The 17,682-nt window shown below is 70.0% G+C and carries 15 protein-coding genes; 3 read left to right on the forward strand and 12 right to left on the reverse strand.

The window, feature by feature from the left end:
* Positions 1 to 60: 60 nt before the first annotated feature.
* The 6 genes from JOF43_RS06130 to JOF43_RS06155 all read right to left on the reverse strand — a co-directional run bounded on the left by JOF43_RS06130 (position 61) and on the right by JOF43_RS06155 (position 8,052).
* Complete coding sequence (locus tag JOF43_RS06130) at positions 61 to 3,348, reverse strand: DUF5107 domain-containing protein (RefSeq protein ID WP_209900297.1); 3,288 nt, start codon at positions 3,346 to 3,348, stop codon at positions 61 to 63.
* A gap of 48 nt (positions 3,349 to 3,396) precedes the next feature.
* On the reverse strand, positions 3,397 to 4,332 hold the full coding sequence (locus tag JOF43_RS06135) for a carbohydrate ABC transporter permease (RefSeq protein ID WP_209900299.1): 936 nt from the start codon (positions 4,330 to 4,332) through the stop codon (positions 3,397 to 3,399).
* A complete protein-coding gene (locus tag JOF43_RS06140) occupies positions 4,329 to 5,225 on the reverse strand; it encodes a carbohydrate ABC transporter permease (protein WP_209900301.1) in 897 nt (298 codons plus the stop codon). Before JOF43_RS06140 ends, JOF43_RS06135 begins: the two co-directional genes overlap by 4 nt.
* Before the next feature lie 18 nt (positions 5,226 to 5,243).
* Positions 5,244 to 6,548: an ABC transporter substrate-binding protein gene (locus tag JOF43_RS06145; protein WP_209900304.1), complete on the reverse strand. Its 1,305-nt coding sequence runs from the start codon at positions 6,546 to 6,548 to the stop codon at positions 5,244 to 5,246.
* Between the two features lie 137 nt (positions 6,549 to 6,685).
* Positions 6,686 to 7,582, reverse strand: coding sequence for an AraC family transcriptional regulator (locus tag JOF43_RS06150; protein WP_209900306.1), 897 nt, complete (start codon positions 7,580 to 7,582; stop codon positions 6,686 to 6,688).
* Between the two features lie 83 nt (positions 7,583 to 7,665).
* Positions 7,666 to 8,052, reverse strand: a complete 387-nt coding sequence (locus JOF43_RS06155; protein ID WP_209900308.1) for an ArsR/SmtB family transcription factor — start codon at positions 8,050 to 8,052, stop codon at positions 7,666 to 7,668.
* A gap of 102 nt (positions 8,053 to 8,154) precedes the next feature.
* Between JOF43_RS06155 and JOF43_RS06160 the strand changes: the two genes are divergently transcribed.
* From JOF43_RS06160 to JOF43_RS06170, 3 genes are all read left to right on the forward strand, one after another.
* Positions 8,155 to 8,874, forward strand: a complete 720-nt coding sequence (locus tag JOF43_RS06160) for a TetR/AcrR family transcriptional regulator (RefSeq protein ID WP_209900310.1) — start codon at positions 8,155 to 8,157, stop codon at positions 8,872 to 8,874.
* Positions 8,871 to 9,767, forward strand: coding sequence for an alpha/beta fold hydrolase (locus JOF43_RS06165; protein ID WP_209900312.1), 897 nt, complete (start codon positions 8,871 to 8,873; stop codon positions 9,765 to 9,767). Before JOF43_RS06160 ends, JOF43_RS06165 begins: the two co-directional genes overlap by 4 nt.
* A gap of 62 nt (positions 9,768 to 9,829) precedes the next feature.
* Positions 9,830 to 11,287, forward strand: coding sequence for a nucleoside transporter C-terminal domain-containing protein (locus JOF43_RS06170; RefSeq protein WP_209900314.1), 1,458 nt, complete (start codon positions 9,830 to 9,832; stop codon positions 11,285 to 11,287).
* A gap of 106 nt (positions 11,288 to 11,393) precedes the next feature.
* Here the strand turns inward: JOF43_RS06170 and tenA are convergent, their stop codons facing one another.
* The 6 genes from tenA to JOF43_RS06200 all read right to left on the reverse strand — a co-directional run bounded on the left by tenA (position 11,394) and on the right by JOF43_RS06200 (position 17,623).
* Positions 11,394 to 12,056, reverse strand: a complete 663-nt coding sequence (gene tenA / locus JOF43_RS06175) for a thiaminase II (protein ID WP_209900316.1) — start codon at positions 12,054 to 12,056, stop codon at positions 11,394 to 11,396.
* Between the two features lie 27 nt (positions 12,057 to 12,083).
* Positions 12,084 to 13,208 (reverse strand): zinc-dependent alcohol dehydrogenase family protein, encoded by a 1,125-nt coding sequence (locus tag JOF43_RS06180; protein WP_245354030.1) that lies wholly within the window; start codon positions 13,206 to 13,208, stop codon positions 12,084 to 12,086.
* A 50-nt stretch (positions 13,209 to 13,258) separates the two neighbouring features.
* A complete protein-coding gene (locus tag JOF43_RS06185) occupies positions 13,259 to 14,305 on the reverse strand; it encodes a homocysteine S-methyltransferase family protein (protein WP_209900318.1) in 1,047 nt (348 codons plus the stop codon).
* A gap of 184 nt (positions 14,306 to 14,489) precedes the next feature.
* On the reverse strand, positions 14,490 to 15,626 hold the full coding sequence (locus JOF43_RS06190; protein ID WP_209900320.1) for a Gfo/Idh/MocA family protein: 1,137 nt from the start codon (positions 15,624 to 15,626) through the stop codon (positions 14,490 to 14,492).
* A 187-nt stretch (positions 15,627 to 15,813) separates the two neighbouring features.
* Positions 15,814 to 16,653, reverse strand: a complete 840-nt coding sequence (locus JOF43_RS06195; protein WP_209900322.1) for a carbohydrate ABC transporter permease — start codon at positions 16,651 to 16,653, stop codon at positions 15,814 to 15,816.
* A complete protein-coding gene (locus tag JOF43_RS06200; protein ID WP_209900323.1) occupies positions 16,646 to 17,623 on the reverse strand; it encodes a carbohydrate ABC transporter permease in 978 nt (325 codons plus the stop codon). Before JOF43_RS06200 ends, JOF43_RS06195 begins: the two co-directional genes overlap by 8 nt.
* Between the last annotated feature and the right edge of the window lie 59 nt (positions 17,624 to 17,682).

Genomic DNA, 17,682 nt, shown 5'->3' on the forward strand with positions numbered 1-17,682 from the left:
GGTCCGATCGCGATCGGACCGCCCGCGGGCCGGGCCGGCCTCCGAACCGGCCGCCCCGTCTCACAGGCGCGCAGTCTCGAGATCCCGCTGACGGTCCCAGTCCGCGAGCTGCTCCCGAATACGGGCCACCTCCCGATCACGGGCCGCCGCGGGGTCCTCGTGGAAGACCAGCAGTTCGGGGAGGCTGGTCGCGAAGAAGTCGACCTGCACCTCCTGGACCGCGTACTCCTCGAGCCAGTCGGCGATGTCGGCCACGAGCGCATCAGCCTGCGCCGTCCTGCCCAGACGGAGCAGCGCCCGGGCCGCCGCGAAGGTCTCCACGCTGTACGCCGTCTCCGCCATCTTCACGAAGTCCCCGGTGGACCGTGCCGCGTGCTCCCAGCTGACAGCTGCCGCGGCGTCGTCCCCGCCAGCCGCGAAGGCGTCTCCGCGGGCGAGGTGGATGGTGGCGACATTGGCCAAGGGATGCCGCCCCTCGCCGAGGCTTCGGGGCGGATCGATCGAGCTCTGCAGGATCTCCTGCGCGTCCTCGACGGCGCCACGGGCGAGGAGCTCCTGGGCGAGCTGGACGTTGGCACGATCCCAGGCGGAGAGGACCTGGCCCTCTCCGCCTTCCCAGGGTTGGAAGCGACGCCCGACGAGCAGGTCCCGCGCCTCCGGGGCGCGGCCCACGTCCAGCAGGAGGTTCACGAGGGAGACGGTGAGGTCATCGCGCCGGGCGACGACCTCCAGCATGGGCTCGAGGGCCGCCAGCCGCTCCGGAGCGGCCACACCGGTGCGGACGGCGAGGAGATCTGCCTCGAACCGCAGCTTCGGCTCCGCGGGGGAGAGCTCGAGGGCCCGCGCGTAGTGGGCGGTCGCGGCCTCCGGGTCGCGCCGGATGTTGAACTCCGCGATCCCGAGATTGCGATGCAGGATCGCAGCCAGGGCCGGGTCCGGTGCGGCTCCCAGTGCCTGCTCCCACCGTGCGATGGCGTCGAGATGCCGACCCCGGTCGTACAGCCAATGCCCCAGCAGCGAGGCGGGCAGCGCCTGGTCAGGGGCCACGTCGGCCAGGAGCTCGAGGGCCTGGGCGTCGGCCAGGCGCGAGGGATGGGCCGAGCCGACAGGCAGCTTCGCCGCCTCGGCGATCGCCTGGCGCGCACAGTCGAGGTCGCCCGCGCGCTGATCGAGGGCGGCGAGGTGGAGCCAGGCGAGCGGCCCGACATTGACCTGGCCGACGGTCAGGGAGGGGGCGAGGTCGATGGTCCCATCCAGGGCGGCTCGAGCCTGCTCGACGAATCCTGCCTCCACGTACTCGAGGGCGACGTCCAACATCACCGTGGCGTCCGCGGTCGCGGGCCGGCCGAGGATGTCCTTCGCCCAGGCATCGAGCGGATCCAGATGCAGCGCCCACAGGGCGACGTCGGTCGCCTCCTGCTCCCGTCCGCGGACGCGCAGAGTCAGTGCGAGCAGATCGAGGCACTGGAGATGGTGGGGGTCGCTCTCGAGCGCCTGCCGCAGCAGATCCTCCGCCGCGTCGTACCTGCCCGCCCGGGACCGGAGCCGGGCCAGCGCGAAGCGCGCGGAGACGGCGTGACGGGAGTCCCACATCGCGGTGGAGAACGCGCGGGCGGCCTCCGGGACGCGCCCGGCCCGGTCCAGCGCGAGACCGAGGTGGTAGTGCGCCTCCCCGGAGACCGGGGTGGAGGTCCATTCCGTGGCGAGCTCGGCGCTGCGCCCCAGCAGCCCGATCGCTGACTCCGTCTCGCCGCGATGAGAGGCGCGCCGCCCGAGGTGGAGCAGCGCACGGGACTCGTGGGGATCCCGTCGCAGGGCCTCCTCGAGATACGCGGTGGCGGAGCGCGTCGCGTGGCGGTACTGCTCGAGATAGGTCGCGATCCTGACCAGCTGGTCCACGCCGGGGACGTCCGACGGTGCGGGCGGGGCGAGGGCCATGGCCGCCGGGGCCACGGCGTCGGGCTCCGCAGGACCGGCGAGCGGCACGTGAGCCAGCTCTGCCGAGGCCGTCGTGACCACCACCGTGAGATCCGCGACGGCGACCTGTCCCGGGACGTCGATCACCCGTGCGCTGCCCGGACAGAGATCGCCGTGGACCGCTGCGAGTTCGGCGCCGTCGGCGTCCAGCACCGTGATGGTCGCGTCGCTGTACCGCTGGGCGGGGCAGATCCTGACGCGTGTGCCGCCTCCTGGCTCCTGCACGCTGAGGGCGAGATGCCGGTCGGCGAAGAGGACGGGGCCGACGTCCCGGATCGGGTACCAGGTCTGCGAGAAGGTCTTTGTCTCGCCCGCGGCCAGGTACGCGAAGTCCGGCTGGTTGTCGGTGAACACGCCCGCCATGAGCTCGACGTACGGGCCGTCGTCGTCGGTCAGGTTCCGATCCCACGCGTGGCCGAAGCTGGAGTTTCCCCAGGTCCATTGCTTCTTCCCGGGGGAGATCTCATGGTCGGCGACATGGACGAAACCTGCCTGCCGTCCGTGGTCGTAGCCGCCGAAGAAGTCCTGGGAGGTGCCCAGTGCCATGTAGGAGGTGGGTACGGGGATGTTGCGGTACCAGTCCAGGCGATCGGCGTCGGAGCCGTCGGCCGCGCGGGCGGCGTAGTCGATGCCGTAGTACGGCGCGTCCGGGCGGGGGAACGTGACGACGGCACGCTTGGCGTGGTCGGCGACGTGGGTGACGTCCGAGGGGAAGAACGATTGGTAGTCGTCGTTGACCGCCGCGGCGACATTCGCCCACCACAGGAAGGTCTGCGGCACCTCGGTGCGGTTGAACAGGCGCACCTGGACCTCGATGCGAGAGCTGTCCGGGGCCAACCGGATACCGTGCATGCCCTTCATCCTCGCGAAGGGGTCATGGTCCGAGCACCACACGGTCGCTGACCCGTCCTCCTCGCGGGTGATCGTGAAATCGGTGGGCAGGTAGGTCGCAGGACGGTGGTGCTGGGGCCAGTTGAACTCGATGCCTCCGGAGATCCAGGGCCCGGCGAGCCCCACCAGAGCGGGCTTGATGACGTTGTTGCGGTAGAAGATGTCGTACTCGGCGACCTTGTCGTAGGCGATGTGCACGCGCCCGCCCAGCTCGGGGAGGACCACCAGGCGGATCCACTGGTTCTCGAGGTGGACGGCCTGCCAGGAGCGGGGCCGTGCGTTCTGCGAGATCCGTTCGTGGAAAGGCATCGGATACACGCGTCCTGAGGACCCCTGGTAGACGCGCTGGTCCAGGAAGGCCGGGTACGGATCGGGATCGAGGGGGTCATAGGTGTCGATGTCCAGGGGCTGGGACCAGATCGCGACACCGTCCTGCCAGGCGTCGACGGGAGCCTCGGGAAGAGTGATGCGGGACGTCATGAATGCGGGTCTCCTTGCTGCTGTGCGGGGCGGGGGAAGGGAGTCCGGTCAGCCCTTGACGCTGCCCTCGGTGAGGCCGGGGCGCAGGTGACGCTGGAGGACGATGATCGCGACCATCAGCGGCACCACCGAGAGCAGCGCTCCGGCGACTGTCATCTCGTAGAGCTCCGGGTGACGGTCCGAGACGCTGTTCCAGGTGACGAGGCCGAGGGTGAGGGGATAGAGCCTCTGGTCGGAGAGCATCACCAGGGGCAGGAAGTAGTTGTTCCAGGCACCGATGAACTGGAAGAGCAGGATCGTCACGCCGGCCGGGGCCATGAGGCGCAACCCCAGCGTCGCGAAGATCCGGAACTCTCCCGCGCCATCGATGCGGGCCGCCTCGAGGAGGCTGTCGGGTACGGAGGCCGTGGCATAGATGCGGCTGAGGTAGAGACCGAACGGGCTGACGAGCGAGGGGATCAGCACCGCCCACACGGTGTCGATCAGTCCGATGTCCGACATGAGCAGGAACAGGGGCAGCGCCAGCGCCGTGCCGGGGATCATCACGCCCGCGAGGAACACGTTGAACAGTGCCTCACGGCCACGGAAGGCGAACTTCGCCATGCAGTACCCGCCGGCGAGGGCGAGGAGGGTGGCGACGACCGAGCTGACCCCGGCGTACAGCAGACTGTTGCCGACCCAGCGCAGGAAGATCCCGTCATCGAAGGTCAGGACGCCGCGGAGGTTGCTCAGCAGCTGCGGATCGTTGAGCACGAGACCGGAGGTGCCGAACAGGTCGCCGGTGCTCTTGGTCGCGGCGACGAGGAGCCAGTAGACGGGGAACAGGAAGTATGCGGCGGCGATGGCCAGCACCGCGGTGAGGGTGATCCGGGTGGCTGGCGACGTCCTGCGGGACCTGCGGCGGGTCCGGGGTCGCGAGCCGTCTGCCGCCGCGTCGGGGATCGAGGTCGGGGGAGTCGGCCCCCGGTCGAGAGTGGTGTTCATCGCTCTGCCCTGTTCACGATCTTGAGGAAGGCGAAGGAGAAGACGCAGGCGACGAGCGCCAGCAGCACCGCCTCCGCAGCGGCGAGGTTCGTGTTGTTGTTCGCGAAGGCTTCGTTGTAGGCCGCGAGGTTCGGGGTGTAGGTGGACGTGATGGAGCTGCTCATCGACTTGAGGATCAGCGGTTCGCCGAACAGCTGGATGGTGCCGATGATCGTGAACACCGTCGTGAGCACGATCGCCGGTCGGATCAGGGGAATCTTGATGCGGGTGACGACCTGCCACGCCGAGGCGCCGTCGATGGCCGCGGCCTCGTAGAGGTCGCTGTCGATCGACTTCAGCTGCGCGATGATCACGAGCATGTTGTAGCCGGCGAACTGCCAGGTCACGATGTTGGCGATCGACCACAGGATCGTCTGCCCTGATAGGAAGTCCAAGTGCAGCCCCAGCGCCTCGCCGATGTCCACGAGGGGGCTGAGTCCGGGGGTGTACAGGAATCCCCAGAGCAAGGAGGCGATGACGCCGGGCACGCCGTAGGGCAGGAAGTAGGTCGCGCGGAAGAAGGGGACCCACCGGGCGGACGCCGCATCGAGCAGGAGCGCGAGGGCCGTGGCCAGCACGATCATCACCGGCACCTGGACCGTGCCGAACAGGAGGACGCGGCCGAGGGAGGAGACGAACCCCTGGTCGCTCAGGGCGTGGACGTAGTTCTCCAGGCCGATGAACGACTCGACGCGTCGTCCCTGACCGAGAGGGCCTTCGTGGGAGACGCCGTACAGGCTCTGGCGGATGGCCACGGCGATGGGGACGACGATGGTCGCTGCGAAGACCGCGGTGAAGGGTCCGAGGAGCCCGAGGATGGCGATCCTCCGGCGGGAAGCGGTGCTGAGGGTCATGATGATCCGTCCTCGCTCTCAGGCGGCGTCGTCGACCCGGAGGCCCTTGGCGCGCAGGTCCGCGACGGTCGCCTCGTGGGTCACTCGGACCGCGTCGACGAAGGTGCCCGTCCCGTTCACGGCCGCGGCGAAGGAATCGGCCAGCTGTGCGTAGGTGCTGGCTGTGGTCGGGGCCCACATCCACGTCGTGTCGATGGACTCGTCGGCGGCGATGAAGACGTCCTGCCCGGAGTTCTGCCCGTCCAGGAAGGGATCGGGCTGATCGAGCGCCGTGCCCTCGACGGCGCCGACGGCGGCGGGCCATCCGTAACCCCCCTCGATGAGCAGCGCGATGCTGTCGGGGTCGGTGTTGAGCCACATCGCGAACTCGGCGGCCTCGGCCTGGTGGGAGGAGTTCGCGAAGACGGCGGTGGTGGACCCTCCCCAGTTGGAGGAGACCGGATCCGTGGTCTCCTGCCATTGCGGGAGCGGGGCCACGGCCCAGTGGCCGGCGGTGTCGGGGGCGTTCCCGGCGAGCATCGCCTGCCCCCATTGCGCGGCGGGCCAGGCGGCGATGTCGCCGGACTGCACGGCGGCGTACCAGGCGCTGGAGAAGTCCGGCACGGTGGCGACGAGGTCCCGCTCGCGCAGATCGTCCCAGTACTCCGCGACGACGAGCGTCTCCTCCGAGGCGATGTCCACCGTCCAGACGCTGTCGCGCACGGAGAACCAGGTGGCACCGTTCTGCCACGCGAAGGAGGCGAACCAGGCCGCGTTGGCCGGCGGGAAGGTGCAGATGTAGCGGGACGGGGAGGACTCCCTCACCGTGCTCGCGGCCTCGGCGAACTCGTCCCACGTGCGGGGAGCATCCAGCTCGAGCTCGGCGAAGATGTCCTTCCGGTAGAACAGTCCCATCGGCCCCGAGGCCTGCGGTACCGCGTAGACGTGGCCGCCGAAGGTGCACTGCGCGAGCTGCCAGTCGACGAAGTCAGAGGAGCGTTCGTCCATGCCGAGCGGGCCGAGGTCCGCCATCCCGTTCTCGAGCACGAAGCTCGGCAGTTCCTGGTACTCGATCTGTGCGAGGTCCGGGCCGCCTCGCCCGCCCTGGATGGCGGCGTACATCTTGGCGTAGGTCCCGTCGCTGCCGCCGGGTGTGTCCTGGAGGTCGACCTGGATGTGCGGATGGGTGCGGTTCCAGAGGTCGACGGCCTGGTCGATGCCCGGCACCCAGGACCAGAAGATGATCCGGGTCGCGTCGGTGGCGTCGGCTCCGGCGCCGCATCCCGCGAGGGCGGGAACCGCCAGGACCGACGCCAGGGCCTTGAGATGGGTTCGTCGTCGCATGCAGCCTCCTCGTCGAGATGCGATGGGCCCTCAACCTAGGGAGCGGGACCTGCGGGCAGAACGGGACAACGCACGGCATCCCTGGACGATCCGCTGACACGGGTGGGCGCGCAGCGCGCTGCGGCGCCGTGCGGACCTCAGCCCTTCTGTTGGCTGCGGTACTGCGACGGGCTCATGCCGTGGAGTCGCCGGAACTGCCGGGCGAAGTAGAAGGGATCCTCGTACCCGACGTCCGAGGCAATCTCCCCGATGCTGCGCGACGTGGTGTCGAGGACCTCCCGAGCGCGGGCCATGCGCAGCTGAACCTGGTACTGGTGCACCGGGACGCCCAGGCGACGACGGAAGACCGCGGCGAAGTGGGAAGCGCTCAGGCCCACCGAGGCGGCGAGCTCGGCGACGCTGATGTGCGTGCCGATGTTCTCCCGCAGGTGCTGCGCCACGCGCTCGACGAGCTCCTCGGTGTCGACCAGCGGCGTGCGGCTGGAGGAGAGTCCCGTCAGGAGATGCCAGGCGATCCCCGAGGCCTCCAGCAGGCGCGACATGGTCGTGTCCTGCTCCATGGTCGAGACGATCTCCGAAGCCAGCAGGGCGGCGCTGCTGGGGTCGCCGGGAACCCGGACGGGCGCGCGTCCAGTGGCCCCGACCGCGGCGATGAGATCGGGGACCGAGGACCCGGCGATGTGCAGCCACCAGATCGTCCACGGGTCCTCGCGGTCCCCGCCGTAGGCATGGGGCGTGTGCGGCGGGATCACCGCGATCTGCCCGGAGCGGACGTCGAAGCCGCCGGCATCGGTCCGGATCCACCCCGTGCCCCTCACGCAGATCAGCACGATCGCCTGGTCGATCGGTTCGGGCCGGGAGCGGGCGTGCCCGAGGGCACGGGGGAAGTATCCGCAGTCGGTCACCAGGAGCTGGCGCACCGGGGGCCGGGTGAGGGCCGCTCGGACGTAGGGGCGGGGGAGGACGAGCTTGCGCTCTCCGGGGAAGCCCTCACGCAGAGTGCCTGCCTCGTCCGGGATGGTCGGAGGCCCCATCGTCAGCTCCCTTCACGACGCCGCGGTGCGTGCTCCGGACAGGGTACGGCGGGCCTCGACCCCGCCCCACCGGTCAACGGTCCTCAGTCGTGACGGACCCCGGGCAGATGGTCCGAGCCCAGTTCGTGCAGCAGGTCGTGGACGAATACGTCGGCCAGCTCATAGCGCACCTCGCGCCCCGCGCGCACGGCATCCACCCACCCGGCGCTCCGCAGCAGGGCCAGGGCGTGGGAGGTGGTCGAGTCGCTCGCCCCGATCGCCCGGGCGATGTCCGTGCTGCGCACGCCGGGGTGGGCGTGGAGGCAGAACAGGATCCTCAGTCGGCCCTGGTCCGACAGCAGCGCCATCCGCTCCGCGAGCTGCTCGAAGCCGCCCGTCGCGGCCAGCAGCTCCGAGAGGTTCTCGACGAGCTGCTCGTCGCCCAGGGGGCCGCCGTCGGCCGGCACGTGCACCGGGTGGTCGCCGTTCATGGGGCGAATCTACCCGGACGCTCGCCTCTGGACCCGTCTCGCGCCATCACGTACGCTGTAGTGACCGAAGACGATTAAATAGTCACTACGGCAGGAGGAGTCATGCCACGCCCCCGCATCCCCGACCGCCGAGAGCGGATCCTCGACGCCGCCCGCGACCTCGCTCTGGAGGAGGGCTGGCCCGCGACCACCGTCGCGCACATCGCGGCAGCCGCCGGCATCGGCAAGGGCGCCGTCTACCTCGAGTTCGCGGACAAGACGGCGATCCTCGACGCCGAGCTGCGGCGGGCGATGCGCCGGCTCACCGCCGCCGTGCACCGCCGCGTCACCACGACGACGGGACTGATCGACCTGACCGCCGTCTATCGCTTCGGCCTCGAGGAGCTGCTGGACGAACCGCTGATGCGCGCGTTCCAGCTCGGGGACGAGTCCGTGCTCGGTGACCACGTGCGCGCCGTCGGCGATGACCGCTACCAACAGAGGATGGGCTGGCTCGGGGACTACATCGCCCGGCTCCAGGACGCCGGCCTGATCGCGCCGGAGATCGACCGCGCCACCCTCGGGCACCTCCTCGGCGTGTTCACCCTGGGGCTGCTGAGCGCCCCGACCACCCTGGGCCCGATCCCCGAACAGACGCTGCGGGACACCGTGGCCCTGTTCGCCGAGCTCGTCGGCCGCGGGCTCGACCCCGGCCGGCCCGTCGACCCCGAGGCAGCACGCGACGCCCAGCTCGCCCTGCTGGAGAACCTCGAGACCCAGCTCGACCACCTGGACGACCCCGACCGGCCGCAGGAACCTGAGGACTCGGAGGAACAGGAATGAGCACCGCCACCACCTTCACCAGCTACGAGGACCTCACCGTGCTCGGCGGCCCGGTCCGCGTGCATCGCGCGGGGGAGTCCGGTACGCCCGTGCTCCTGCTGCACGGCGCCATGCTCGACACCGCCGAGGGCATCTGGCACGACGTCGTCCCCTCCCTGAGCGCCGACCATCGCGTGTACGTCATCGACATGCCCCGCCACGGAGCCAGCCGGCCCTGGAAGGGATGGCTCGGCGACGCCTTCTACGGCCGGTTCCTCCTGGCGCTGCTCGATGTGCTCGAGCTGGACACCGTCGCGATCATGGGACTGTCGATGGGTGGGGGCGTGGGCTTCCGCTTCGCCCTGCGCCACCCCGAGCGGGTGAGCGCGCTGATCCCCGTCAACCCCGGAGGTCTCGGCGAGAAGCGCCCCCACCACTTCCTGACCTGGGCGATCATCCGCACCCCGGGGATGCTGCGCGCATGCAGCTGGATCCTGGCCCACTTCCCGGGGTACCTCCGCTCGGGACTCGCCTCGTCCTTGGACCGCGGGACCGAGACACCGGGACTGGACCGGATCGTCCGCCTCGCCGGTCAGGAGGCCCGCGAGAAGCACCGCTTCGGCGAGCGTGCGATGGATGACTGGCAGCTGGACTGGTACGGCCCGCTGCGCACCCGCTTCGGCCGTCTCGAGGAGCTGCGGGCGCTGAAGGTCCCCACCCTCTGGATGCACGGCGCGGACGATCCGCTGATCGGTCACCACGAGATGGCGGCGGCCCACGAGGCCACCCCGGACTCCCGTTTCGTCACCATCGCCCACGCCGGTCACCTGCTGCCCTACGATCAGCCCGAGCAGCTGGGTATGCTCGCGCGGGACTTCCTCACCGAGAGCGGAGGAGGCCGAGGCGAGAACTGACGCCTCTACACTGTCGCGAACGACCGCGCCCGTGTCCCGATGAACTCTGTGAGGTGAGTGCGATGGTCGATCTGCTCTGGGGGATCGGAGGGATGGCGGGGCTGCTCTTGATCGCCGTCGCCCTGTCCAGCAATCGCCGGGCGATCCGGCTGCGCACCGTCATCGGTGCCTTCGCGCTCCAGCTCGGGCTGGGCGTGATCGTCCTGTACTGGGGGCCAGGCCAGTGGGCGCTGGGAAAGGTCTCCGCCGGCTTCCAGGCCATCATCGACACCTCCAGCGAAGGCATCGCCTTCCTGTTCGGGCCGCTGCTGCCGGCCGAGGGCGAGGGCAGCATCTTCGCCCTCCAGGTACTGCCGGTGATCGTGTTCTTCGCGTCCCTCACCGCTGTGCTCTACCACTGGAAGATCCTGCCCAAGATCGTCGAGTGGCTCGGCGGCGGGCTCGGCAAGATCCTCGGCACCAGCTACGCCGAGTCCGTGAACACGGCGGCGAACATCTTCGTGGGTCAGACCGAGGCGCCGCTGGTCATCCGCCCCTACATCAAGCGACTCTCGCGCTCGGGGCTGTTCGCGGTGATGGTCGGCGGCCTCTCGACCGTCGCCGGCTCCGTGCTGGTGGGCTACTCGCTGTTGGGCGCACCGCTGGAGTACCTGATCGCGGCCAGCTTCATGGCGGCGCCGGGTGCGCTGCTCATGGCCAAGATCCTGATGCCGGAGGACGATCCCGAGGCCGTCGCGCGGGAGGCCGCACTGGTCGAGGCCAGCAGCCACGCCAAGAAGCAGCGCGGGGCCGACGCGGCTGCCGCGGGGGTGGCGGGTGCTGGAGCGGTCGGCGCTGGAACGACCGCCGTGGGAACGGCCGACGTGGGAGCGGCCGACGCCCCGGCGACGGGCGCCGTGGCCACGGCCGACGACGGCTCCGCGGAGGCGGGCTCCGCCGACGCGGACCCCACCGATGCGGCCGGAGAAGCCTCCGAGGAGGACGACGACCTCGAGGAGCTGTCCTACAGCAACGTCATCGACGCCGCCGCGGGCGGTGCGGCCGACGGCATGAAGCTCGCCCTGAACGTCGGGGCCATGCTGCTGGCCTTCATCTCTCTGATCGCGCTGATCAACCTGCTGATCGGTCTCGTCGGCGGCTGGTTCGGCGCCGGCGACCTCACCTTCGAGCAGATCCTGGGCTGGCTGTTCGCCCCGATCATGGCGATGATCGGCGTGCCGTGGGACGAGGCCGTCGCCTCCGGCAGCTTCGTCGGGCAGAAGATCGTGGTCAACGAGTTCGTGGCCTTCTCCGGCTTCGGCCCGCAGATCGACACCTTCAGCCCCAAGACCGCAGCCATCACCAGCTTCGCCCTGACCGGTTTCGCGAACCTCAGCTCGCTGGGCATCCTGCTGGGAGGCCTCGGCGGTCTGGCCCCGGAGCGTCGTTCCGAGATCGCGCAGCTCGGGCTGAAGGCAATCCTCGGCGGCACCCTCGCGAACCTGATGAGCGCCGCGATCGCCGGCATCATGCTGGGCTGAGCACGTTTCGGGGCATGCGCCCCCGCCAGGGCTGCCGATCGGGCTGAGCACTGATCGATCCGAGCGAGCGCAGCCCCGGCAGGGGCGGGAACAGATCCCGGACCGGTCAACTGCCGAGGTCGTCCAGCGCCTGCTGCCAGAACGCCGTCTCGAGCCGGGTCGCGGCGCGGAAGACCGTCACCAGCTCCTGGAAACGGCGGTCAGGAAGAGTGCCGCCCGTCAGCGTGTCGAGATGATCGCTCGCGGCCCGGGAGGTCTGCTGGAACTCCTCCGCGGCGTACTCGTGGATCCAGTCGCGGTAGGGATGCTCGGGGTGCTCCGCCAGGCGCGGGGCGAGGCGGGCACCGATCTCCCCGTAGCCGATGGCGCACGGGGCGAGCGCCACCTCCAGGTCGAGCAGTCCGCCGGCCTGACCGCAGTCCAGGACGTACCGGGTGTAGGCGACGGTGGCCAGCTTCTCCGGCGCCGCCTCGAGCTGCTCGCGACCGATGCCCCACGACTCGGTGAGCCGCACGTGCAGCGCGGTCTCGGCGAGGATCGCCTCGAGAGCGTCGGCTGCTCGGCGGATGTCGGCGAGGCCGCGTGATTGGTAGGCCGCCAGGGCGTTGGCCCGGGCGAACTGGATCAGGAACAGATAGTCCTGGACCAGGTAGTCCTGGAACGCCGCCAGGGGCAGGGTGCCGTCGCCGAGCTGCTCGACGAAGGGATGGCGGACGTAGGCCTGCCACTCGTCTGCGATCTCGGCCTTCAGCGCATCGAACAGGGTCATCGGGCACCTCCTCCGGTCACGGGGCTGTCAGAGGCCGTCCGGTGTCCCGCCGGGCATCACGGCGACCTTGCCGCCGACGGCGGAGTCGGCGGTGCGGTAGGCCTCGTCGACCTGCTCGAGTCCGAAGCGGTGGGTGACGATCCGGTCGGGGTGGAGTCCCCAGCGCTCGAGGTTCTCGAGCAGCTCGCGCATGTGGTGGATGCTGGTGACCCACGAGCCGTGCAGGGTGATCTGCTTGTGGATGAGCTCGGCGGAGACGTCGGTGGTCAGCGTGCCACCCTCGCCGACCAGCACGGTGCGGCCCCAGCGTCGGGTGCTGCGCAGCGCGCTGGACTGGCCCGCGCCGTTGCCGGAGCAGTCCAGGGCGACGTGCGCGCCCTCGCCCAGCCGCTCCGCCAGGTCGTCCGCTGCGACGGCATGGTCCACGGCGTCCATCTCGAGCGCCTGCTCGCGGCGTCGGGCCGAGGGGTCGGTGCCGATGACGTCCGGGGACCCCAGTGCGCGGGCGAGCATCCCGGCAGCGAGGCCGACGGGCCCCAGGCCCACGATCAGCACGGTGTCGGCGCCGGTGACGTCGGCTCGGCGCAGCGCCTCGTAGGCGGTGCCGAAGCCGCAGGCCACGCAGGCACCGTCGAGGTAGGTGAGGGAATCGGGCAGTGGCAGGAGATCCTTCTCCTCGGCCAGGAGGTATTCGGCGTGGCCGCCGTCGCGCTGCCAGCCGTAGGCCGCACGGTGCTCGGAGAGGCAGCCGATGGGATAGCCGCGACGGCATTCCTCGCACAGCCCGCAACCGGAGATGTGGTAGACCACGCGGCGGTCCCCGACGGCCGTGTCCAGCACGTCCGCGCCGACGGCGACGACCTGCCCGCACGGCTCGTGACCGCCGACCACGCCCTGGTAGGCCTCGGGGCCGGAGCCGAGGTGCTCGCGATAGATGGCCCGCAGATCACTGCCGCAGATCGTCGAGGCCTTCACCGCGAGCAGGACCTGCCCGGGCCCGGGGACGGGCACGGGGACGGGACGCAGCTCGGTGCGTGAGCCTCCCGGCAGGAAGGCCGCCTGCATGGTGGCCGCGGGCGCTGCGTCGGTCGCGGTGGCCGTGTTCGCGTCATGGGCTGGGGTGGCCCCGGGGGAGCCGCTGCTGGCGGGCATGTCTGTCTCCTTCGACGGGGCGTGCTGACCAGACCGTATCGCGGGCGTGCTCAGGCGCGGTCGCCGAGCCCGACGATGTGCTCGGGCAGGCGCTCGTTGCTGCCGTACATGAAGTGGTTCTCCATGTGCTCGGAGAAGCGGCTCGCCTCGGTGGTGCGGCCCACGGCCTCGGCCACCTCGCGGATGTGGATGGGGGCGGCGCCGCAGCATACGCCCAGGTAGTTCACGCCCAGGTCGAGCGCTTCACGGGCGAAGGCACCGATCTCGTAGCGATTGGTCAGCAGCGGGTCCAGCGCCGTCGGGAACGTCCGGCCGTGGGGGGAGGGCACGCTCGCCCGCTCGTCCGAGAGGTTGAAGAAGGTGGGCTCCTCGGCCGTGGTCCGGTAGGGGATCGGCAGCGCACCCACGTGGCAGGAGACCGCCTCGCGGATCTGCCGCAGCCACGGCAGCATCGTCTCCGGGCCACGGAAGCAGTTCAGCCCCACCACGTCGGCCCCGGCCTGCTCGAGACGCTGGGCGGTCTCGACGATCCCCACCCCGTCGGCCATCTCCTGGAACGCCATGGGGGCCAGCGTCAGCACCACCGGCAGCCCCGAGCTCTTCGCGACCTCGAGCGCGGTCAGCGCCTCGCCGGCGTAGTAGAAGGTCTCCCCGATGATCAGGTCGGCGCCCTCCTCGACGGCCCAGCCGACCATCTCCTCGAACATGCCGCGCACCTCCGCCTGGCGGGCGGGATCCTCGGGGTCCCAGATGTTCGAGTTGGAGATGTTCCCGGCCACCAGATCGCCCGGCACCTGATCGGCGACCTCGCGGGCGATCTTGAGGGCGGAGCGGTTCAGCGGCTCGAGCAGGTCCTCCTTGCCGATCACGCGCATCTTCTCGCGGTGGCCGTTGTAGGTGAACGCCTCGACGATGTCGGAGCCGGCACGCTGGAAATCCACGTGCAGGGAGCGCAGGGCCTCGGGGAACTCGAGCGCGACCTCGGGCACGAACTCGCCGGCGGTGAGATAGCCGCGACGCTCGAGCTCGAACAGGAAGCCTTCGGCGCAGATCACGGGGCCGGCATCGAGGCGGTCGGTCAGGAGGTTCTGGGTCATCGTCTGCGTCTGCTCTCGGTCGTCGGTGAGGCGGGGCCGTGGTGAGCGTAGCCGCCGAGCGGGCGCGTGTCCCCGGGTGTGACCGTCCGTGAACGGGGCGGCGCGCCCTCGGCGGCGAGGCGCCGGCGGCCCTGCGCACGGCCCGGGGCCCGCCGCGGAACATCGCGCGGCAGGCCCCGACGCCTCAGGAGGCGGCGGGCACTCCCGTGAGGGTGGTGGCGTGGGGGTCGAAGTCGGCGGGCATGGGTTCGACCTCGGTGAAGGTGGAGTCGACGTCGATGATCGACCCCTCGGAGATGGCGGTCTCGATGGCGACCATGACGTCCAGGACGTGGGCGGCGATCTCTCCCTGAGCGCGGTGGGGAACACCGGCACGGATCGCGCGGGCCATCTCCAACACACCCAGCCCCCGCCCGGTGGTCGCCCCCGTGGCCGGCACCGGGGACGCCGACTCCCCGCGATAAGCGGTCAGCGCCGAATCACCCTCGAACACGTTGGGGTCGGGGAACGCGAGAGTCGCCTCGGTGCCGTAGACCTCGACGAACCCGGCCCGCTTGTGCGGGGAGTCGAAACTCAGCAGCACCGTCGCGTTCTGCCCCGAGGCGAAGCTCAACAGCGCCGCCACCTGAGTGGGCACCGTGACGTCGAAGACCTCACCAGCCTTGGGACCCGAACCGATGGTGCGCTGCTGACGCGCCCGGGAGCCGACCGCGGACACGCGCGTGACGGGGCCGAGGGCGAGGACCAGGGTGGTCGCGTAATACGGGGCGATGTCATACAACGGCCCCGCCCCCTCCTGGAACAGGAACGCGGGATTGGGATGCCAGTCCTCCGGGCCCGGGGTCTGGAACAGGGTCAGCGCGCTGGCCGGGGCCCCGATCGAGCCGTCCCGCAGGGTCCGCAGCGCGGTCTGGATCCCCGCGCCGAGCACCGTGTCCGGGGCGCCGCCCACGCGCACGCCCGCCGCGTCAGCCGCCTCCAACAGAGCCTTCGCGTCGGCGGGCTCGGTGGTGATCGGCTTCTCCGTCCACACATGCTTACCCGCCGCCACGATCGAACGGGAGACCTCGGCGTGGGCGGTGGGGATCGTCAGGTTGATGACGATCTCCACCCCGGGATGATCCAGCACGTCCTGCGCAGTGCCGGACGCGGGGACACCGAACTCCTCGGCGCGCTGCGCGGCGGCCTCGGGAAACAGGTCACCGACGATGTGGACGACCACATCCGGGAACGAAGTCAGGTTCTTGAGGTACTCGGCAGAGATCGTGCCGGCACCGATGAGGCCGACACCGACGGGTCCGGCGAAGTTCTGGGAGGTCACAGGTGGAATCCTTCAGGTGGAGGTGCGGTGGTCCGGGCAGTGGTGGCGCGGTGGGTCGGACGGCGACGGTGCGCAGGTGCGCGAGCGAGGCGGCTCTCCCTTCGAACATGTCCCCGGCGTCGTCGTCGAATTCGATCACGCCGTCGGCGATGGGTGCCGTGCCGCCCACGCCCCGCCTCTGCCGGCCTCACTTCACGGCGCCGGCGGTCAGGCCCGCGACGAAGTTCTTCTGCATCATCAGGAAGCCGACGACGACCGGGATGCTCACCGCGAGCGAGGCGGCCAGCACCTGATTCCAGTACACGTTGGTCTGCGTGGAGTACTGCTGAAGGCCCACGGCCAGGGTGCGGGTGTTCTCCGTGGTGAGCACGGAGGCGAACAGCACCTCCCCCCAGGCCGTCATGAACGCGTAGATGGCGACGGCGACGATGCCCGGGCGGGCGGCGGGCAGGATGATGCGCAGCAGGATGGTGAGGTTGCCGGCGCCGTCGACCTTGCCGGCCTGGTCGAGCTCACGCGGGATGCCGTCGAAGTAGCCCACCAGCATCCAGATCGCGAAGGGCAGCGAGAACGTCAGGTAGGTGATGATCAGGCCGATGCGCGTGCCCACCAGCGGCACCCCGAACATCGTGTCGATGTTGACGAAGATCAGGTACAGCGGCAGCAGGAACAGCACGCCGGGGAACATCTGGGTGGACAGCACCGTGGTCATGAACGGGCCGCGGCCGTGGAAACGCCAACGGGAGACGGCGTAGGCGGCCAGCGTCGCCACCGCCACGCTGAACAGCGTCGCCGCCAGCGTCACGATCAGCGAGTTCATGAAGTACCGGGCCAACGGAACCGTCGACCACATCTGGACGAAGGGCTCGAAGGTGATGGTGCTGGGGAACCAGGAGAACCCGGACTGCACGTCGCCGAGCGGCTTCATCGAGGTGGTGATCATGACGTACAGCGGCAGCGCCACGAACAGCGTGAGGCCGATCAGCACGAGGGCGCGGAAGATCTTCTCGCCGGTGGTCTCACGCATTGCTCTTCTCCTTCTTCCACTGGGTGAAGTAGAGGTACACCAGCGACACCGCCAGCAGGAACAGCAGCAGCAGAACGCTCATCGCGCTGCCCACGCCGAAGTCCCAGGACAAGAACGAGGCGTTGTAGATGTGGAAGCTGATGAGATCGCCGGCCCGGGGCTGCGCGCTGCCGAACAGCACGTAGGGGGTGTTGAAGTCGTTGAACACCCACAGGAACATCACCAGCAGCATGGTCTGGTTGACCGGGGCGAGCATCGGCAGGGTCACCGAGCGCCACTGCCGCAGCGGGGAGGCGCCGTCCATCGCGGAGGCCTCGTAGAGCTCACCGGGGATCGACTGCAGGCCCGCCATGAACATGAGGAAGGCGAAGGGCCACATCCGCCAGATCGCGACCACCACCACCGAGATGAACGCGTTGTCGCCGATCAGCCAGAACGGGGCGCCGTCGAGGATGCCCAGCTGGTCCACCAGCACGTGGTTGACCACGCCGGTATCCCGCTGGAGCATGAAGTTCCAGGTGATCACCGAGGCGTACAGCGGCAGCGCATACGGGATCAGGAACAGGGTGCGGAACACGCCGCGGCCGCGGAAGGGCCGTTGCAGGGCGACCGCGGCCGCCATCCCGAGACCCCAGCTCAGACCCACCACGAGCGCCGTGAATCCCACGGTCACCAGGAAGGAGTTCAGCAGCTCCTGGCCGACGGGGGTGTTCAGGTCGATCGCGATCCGGTAGTTCTCCAGACCCACGAACGGGGCCTCCAGCCAGCGGCGGATGAAGAACTTGGTCAGCTCGACGAAGCTCATCCAGAAGCCGGTGGCCATCGGGATGATGTGGATCAGCAGCTCGAGCAGCACCGCGGGCGCGATGATCAGGTACGGGAACAGATGACGCCGGGAGCGGCGCGGCGGTCTGGAGTCCGGACCCTTCGGAGGCGTGGTGGTCTCCTCCGGTGCGGTCAGAGAGGTCATGGGAGCTCTTCTCGTTCAGAGGTGGCGGGCGCGCGAGGGCCGACGGGGCCCTGCCCCGT

It is taken from the genome of Brachybacterium sacelli (assembly GCF_017876545.1).
Classification (GTDB): domain Bacteria; phylum Actinomycetota; class Actinomycetes; order Actinomycetales; family Dermabacteraceae; genus Brachybacterium; species Brachybacterium sacelli.

Coding starts and splice junctions, on each gene's coding strand:
- tenA (WP_209900316.1), bottom strand. CDS start 12,056: ATGACCCTGTTCGATGCGCTGAAGGCCGAGATCGCAGACGAGTGGCAG.
- JOF43_RS06140 (WP_209900301.1), bottom strand. CDS start 5,225: ATGACCCTCAGCACCGCTTCCCGCCGGAGGATCGCCATCCTCGGGCTC.
- JOF43_RS06195 (WP_209900322.1), bottom strand. CDS start 16,653: ATGCGTGAGACCACCGGCGAGAAGATCTTCCGCGCCCTCGTGCTGATC.
- JOF43_RS06180 (WP_245354030.1), bottom strand. CDS start 13,208: ATGCCCGCCAGCAGCGGCTCCCCCGGGGCCACCCCAGCCCATGACGCG.
- JOF43_RS06130 (WP_209900297.1), bottom strand. CDS start 3,348: ATGACGTCCCGCATCACTCTTCCCGAGGCTCCCGTCGACGCCTGGCAG.
- JOF43_RS06160 (WP_209900310.1), top strand. CDS start 8,155: ATGCCACGCCCCCGCATCCCCGACCGCCGAGAGCGGATCCTCGACGCC.
- JOF43_RS06155 (WP_209900308.1), bottom strand. CDS start 8,052: ATGAACGGCGACCACCCGGTGCACGTGCCGGCCGACGGCGGCCCCCTG.
- JOF43_RS06135 (WP_209900299.1), bottom strand. CDS start 4,332: ATGAACACCACTCTCGACCGGGGGCCGACTCCCCCGACCTCGATCCCC.
- JOF43_RS06185 (WP_209900318.1), bottom strand. CDS start 14,305: ATGACCCAGAACCTCCTGACCGACCGCCTCGATGCCGGCCCCGTGATC.
- JOF43_RS06145 (WP_209900304.1), bottom strand. CDS start 6,548: ATGCGACGACGAACCCATCTCAAGGCCCTGGCGTCGGTCCTGGCGGTT.
- JOF43_RS06150 (WP_209900306.1), bottom strand. CDS start 7,582: ATGGGGCCTCCGACCATCCCGGACGAGGCAGGCACTCTGCGTGAGGGC.
- JOF43_RS06170 (WP_209900314.1), top strand. CDS start 9,830: ATGGTCGATCTGCTCTGGGGGATCGGAGGGATGGCGGGGCTGCTCTTG.
- JOF43_RS06200 (WP_209900323.1), bottom strand. CDS start 17,623: ATGACCTCTCTGACCGCACCGGAGGAGACCACCACGCCTCCGAAGGGT.
- JOF43_RS06165 (WP_209900312.1), top strand. CDS start 8,871: ATGAGCACCGCCACCACCTTCACCAGCTACGAGGACCTCACCGTGCTC.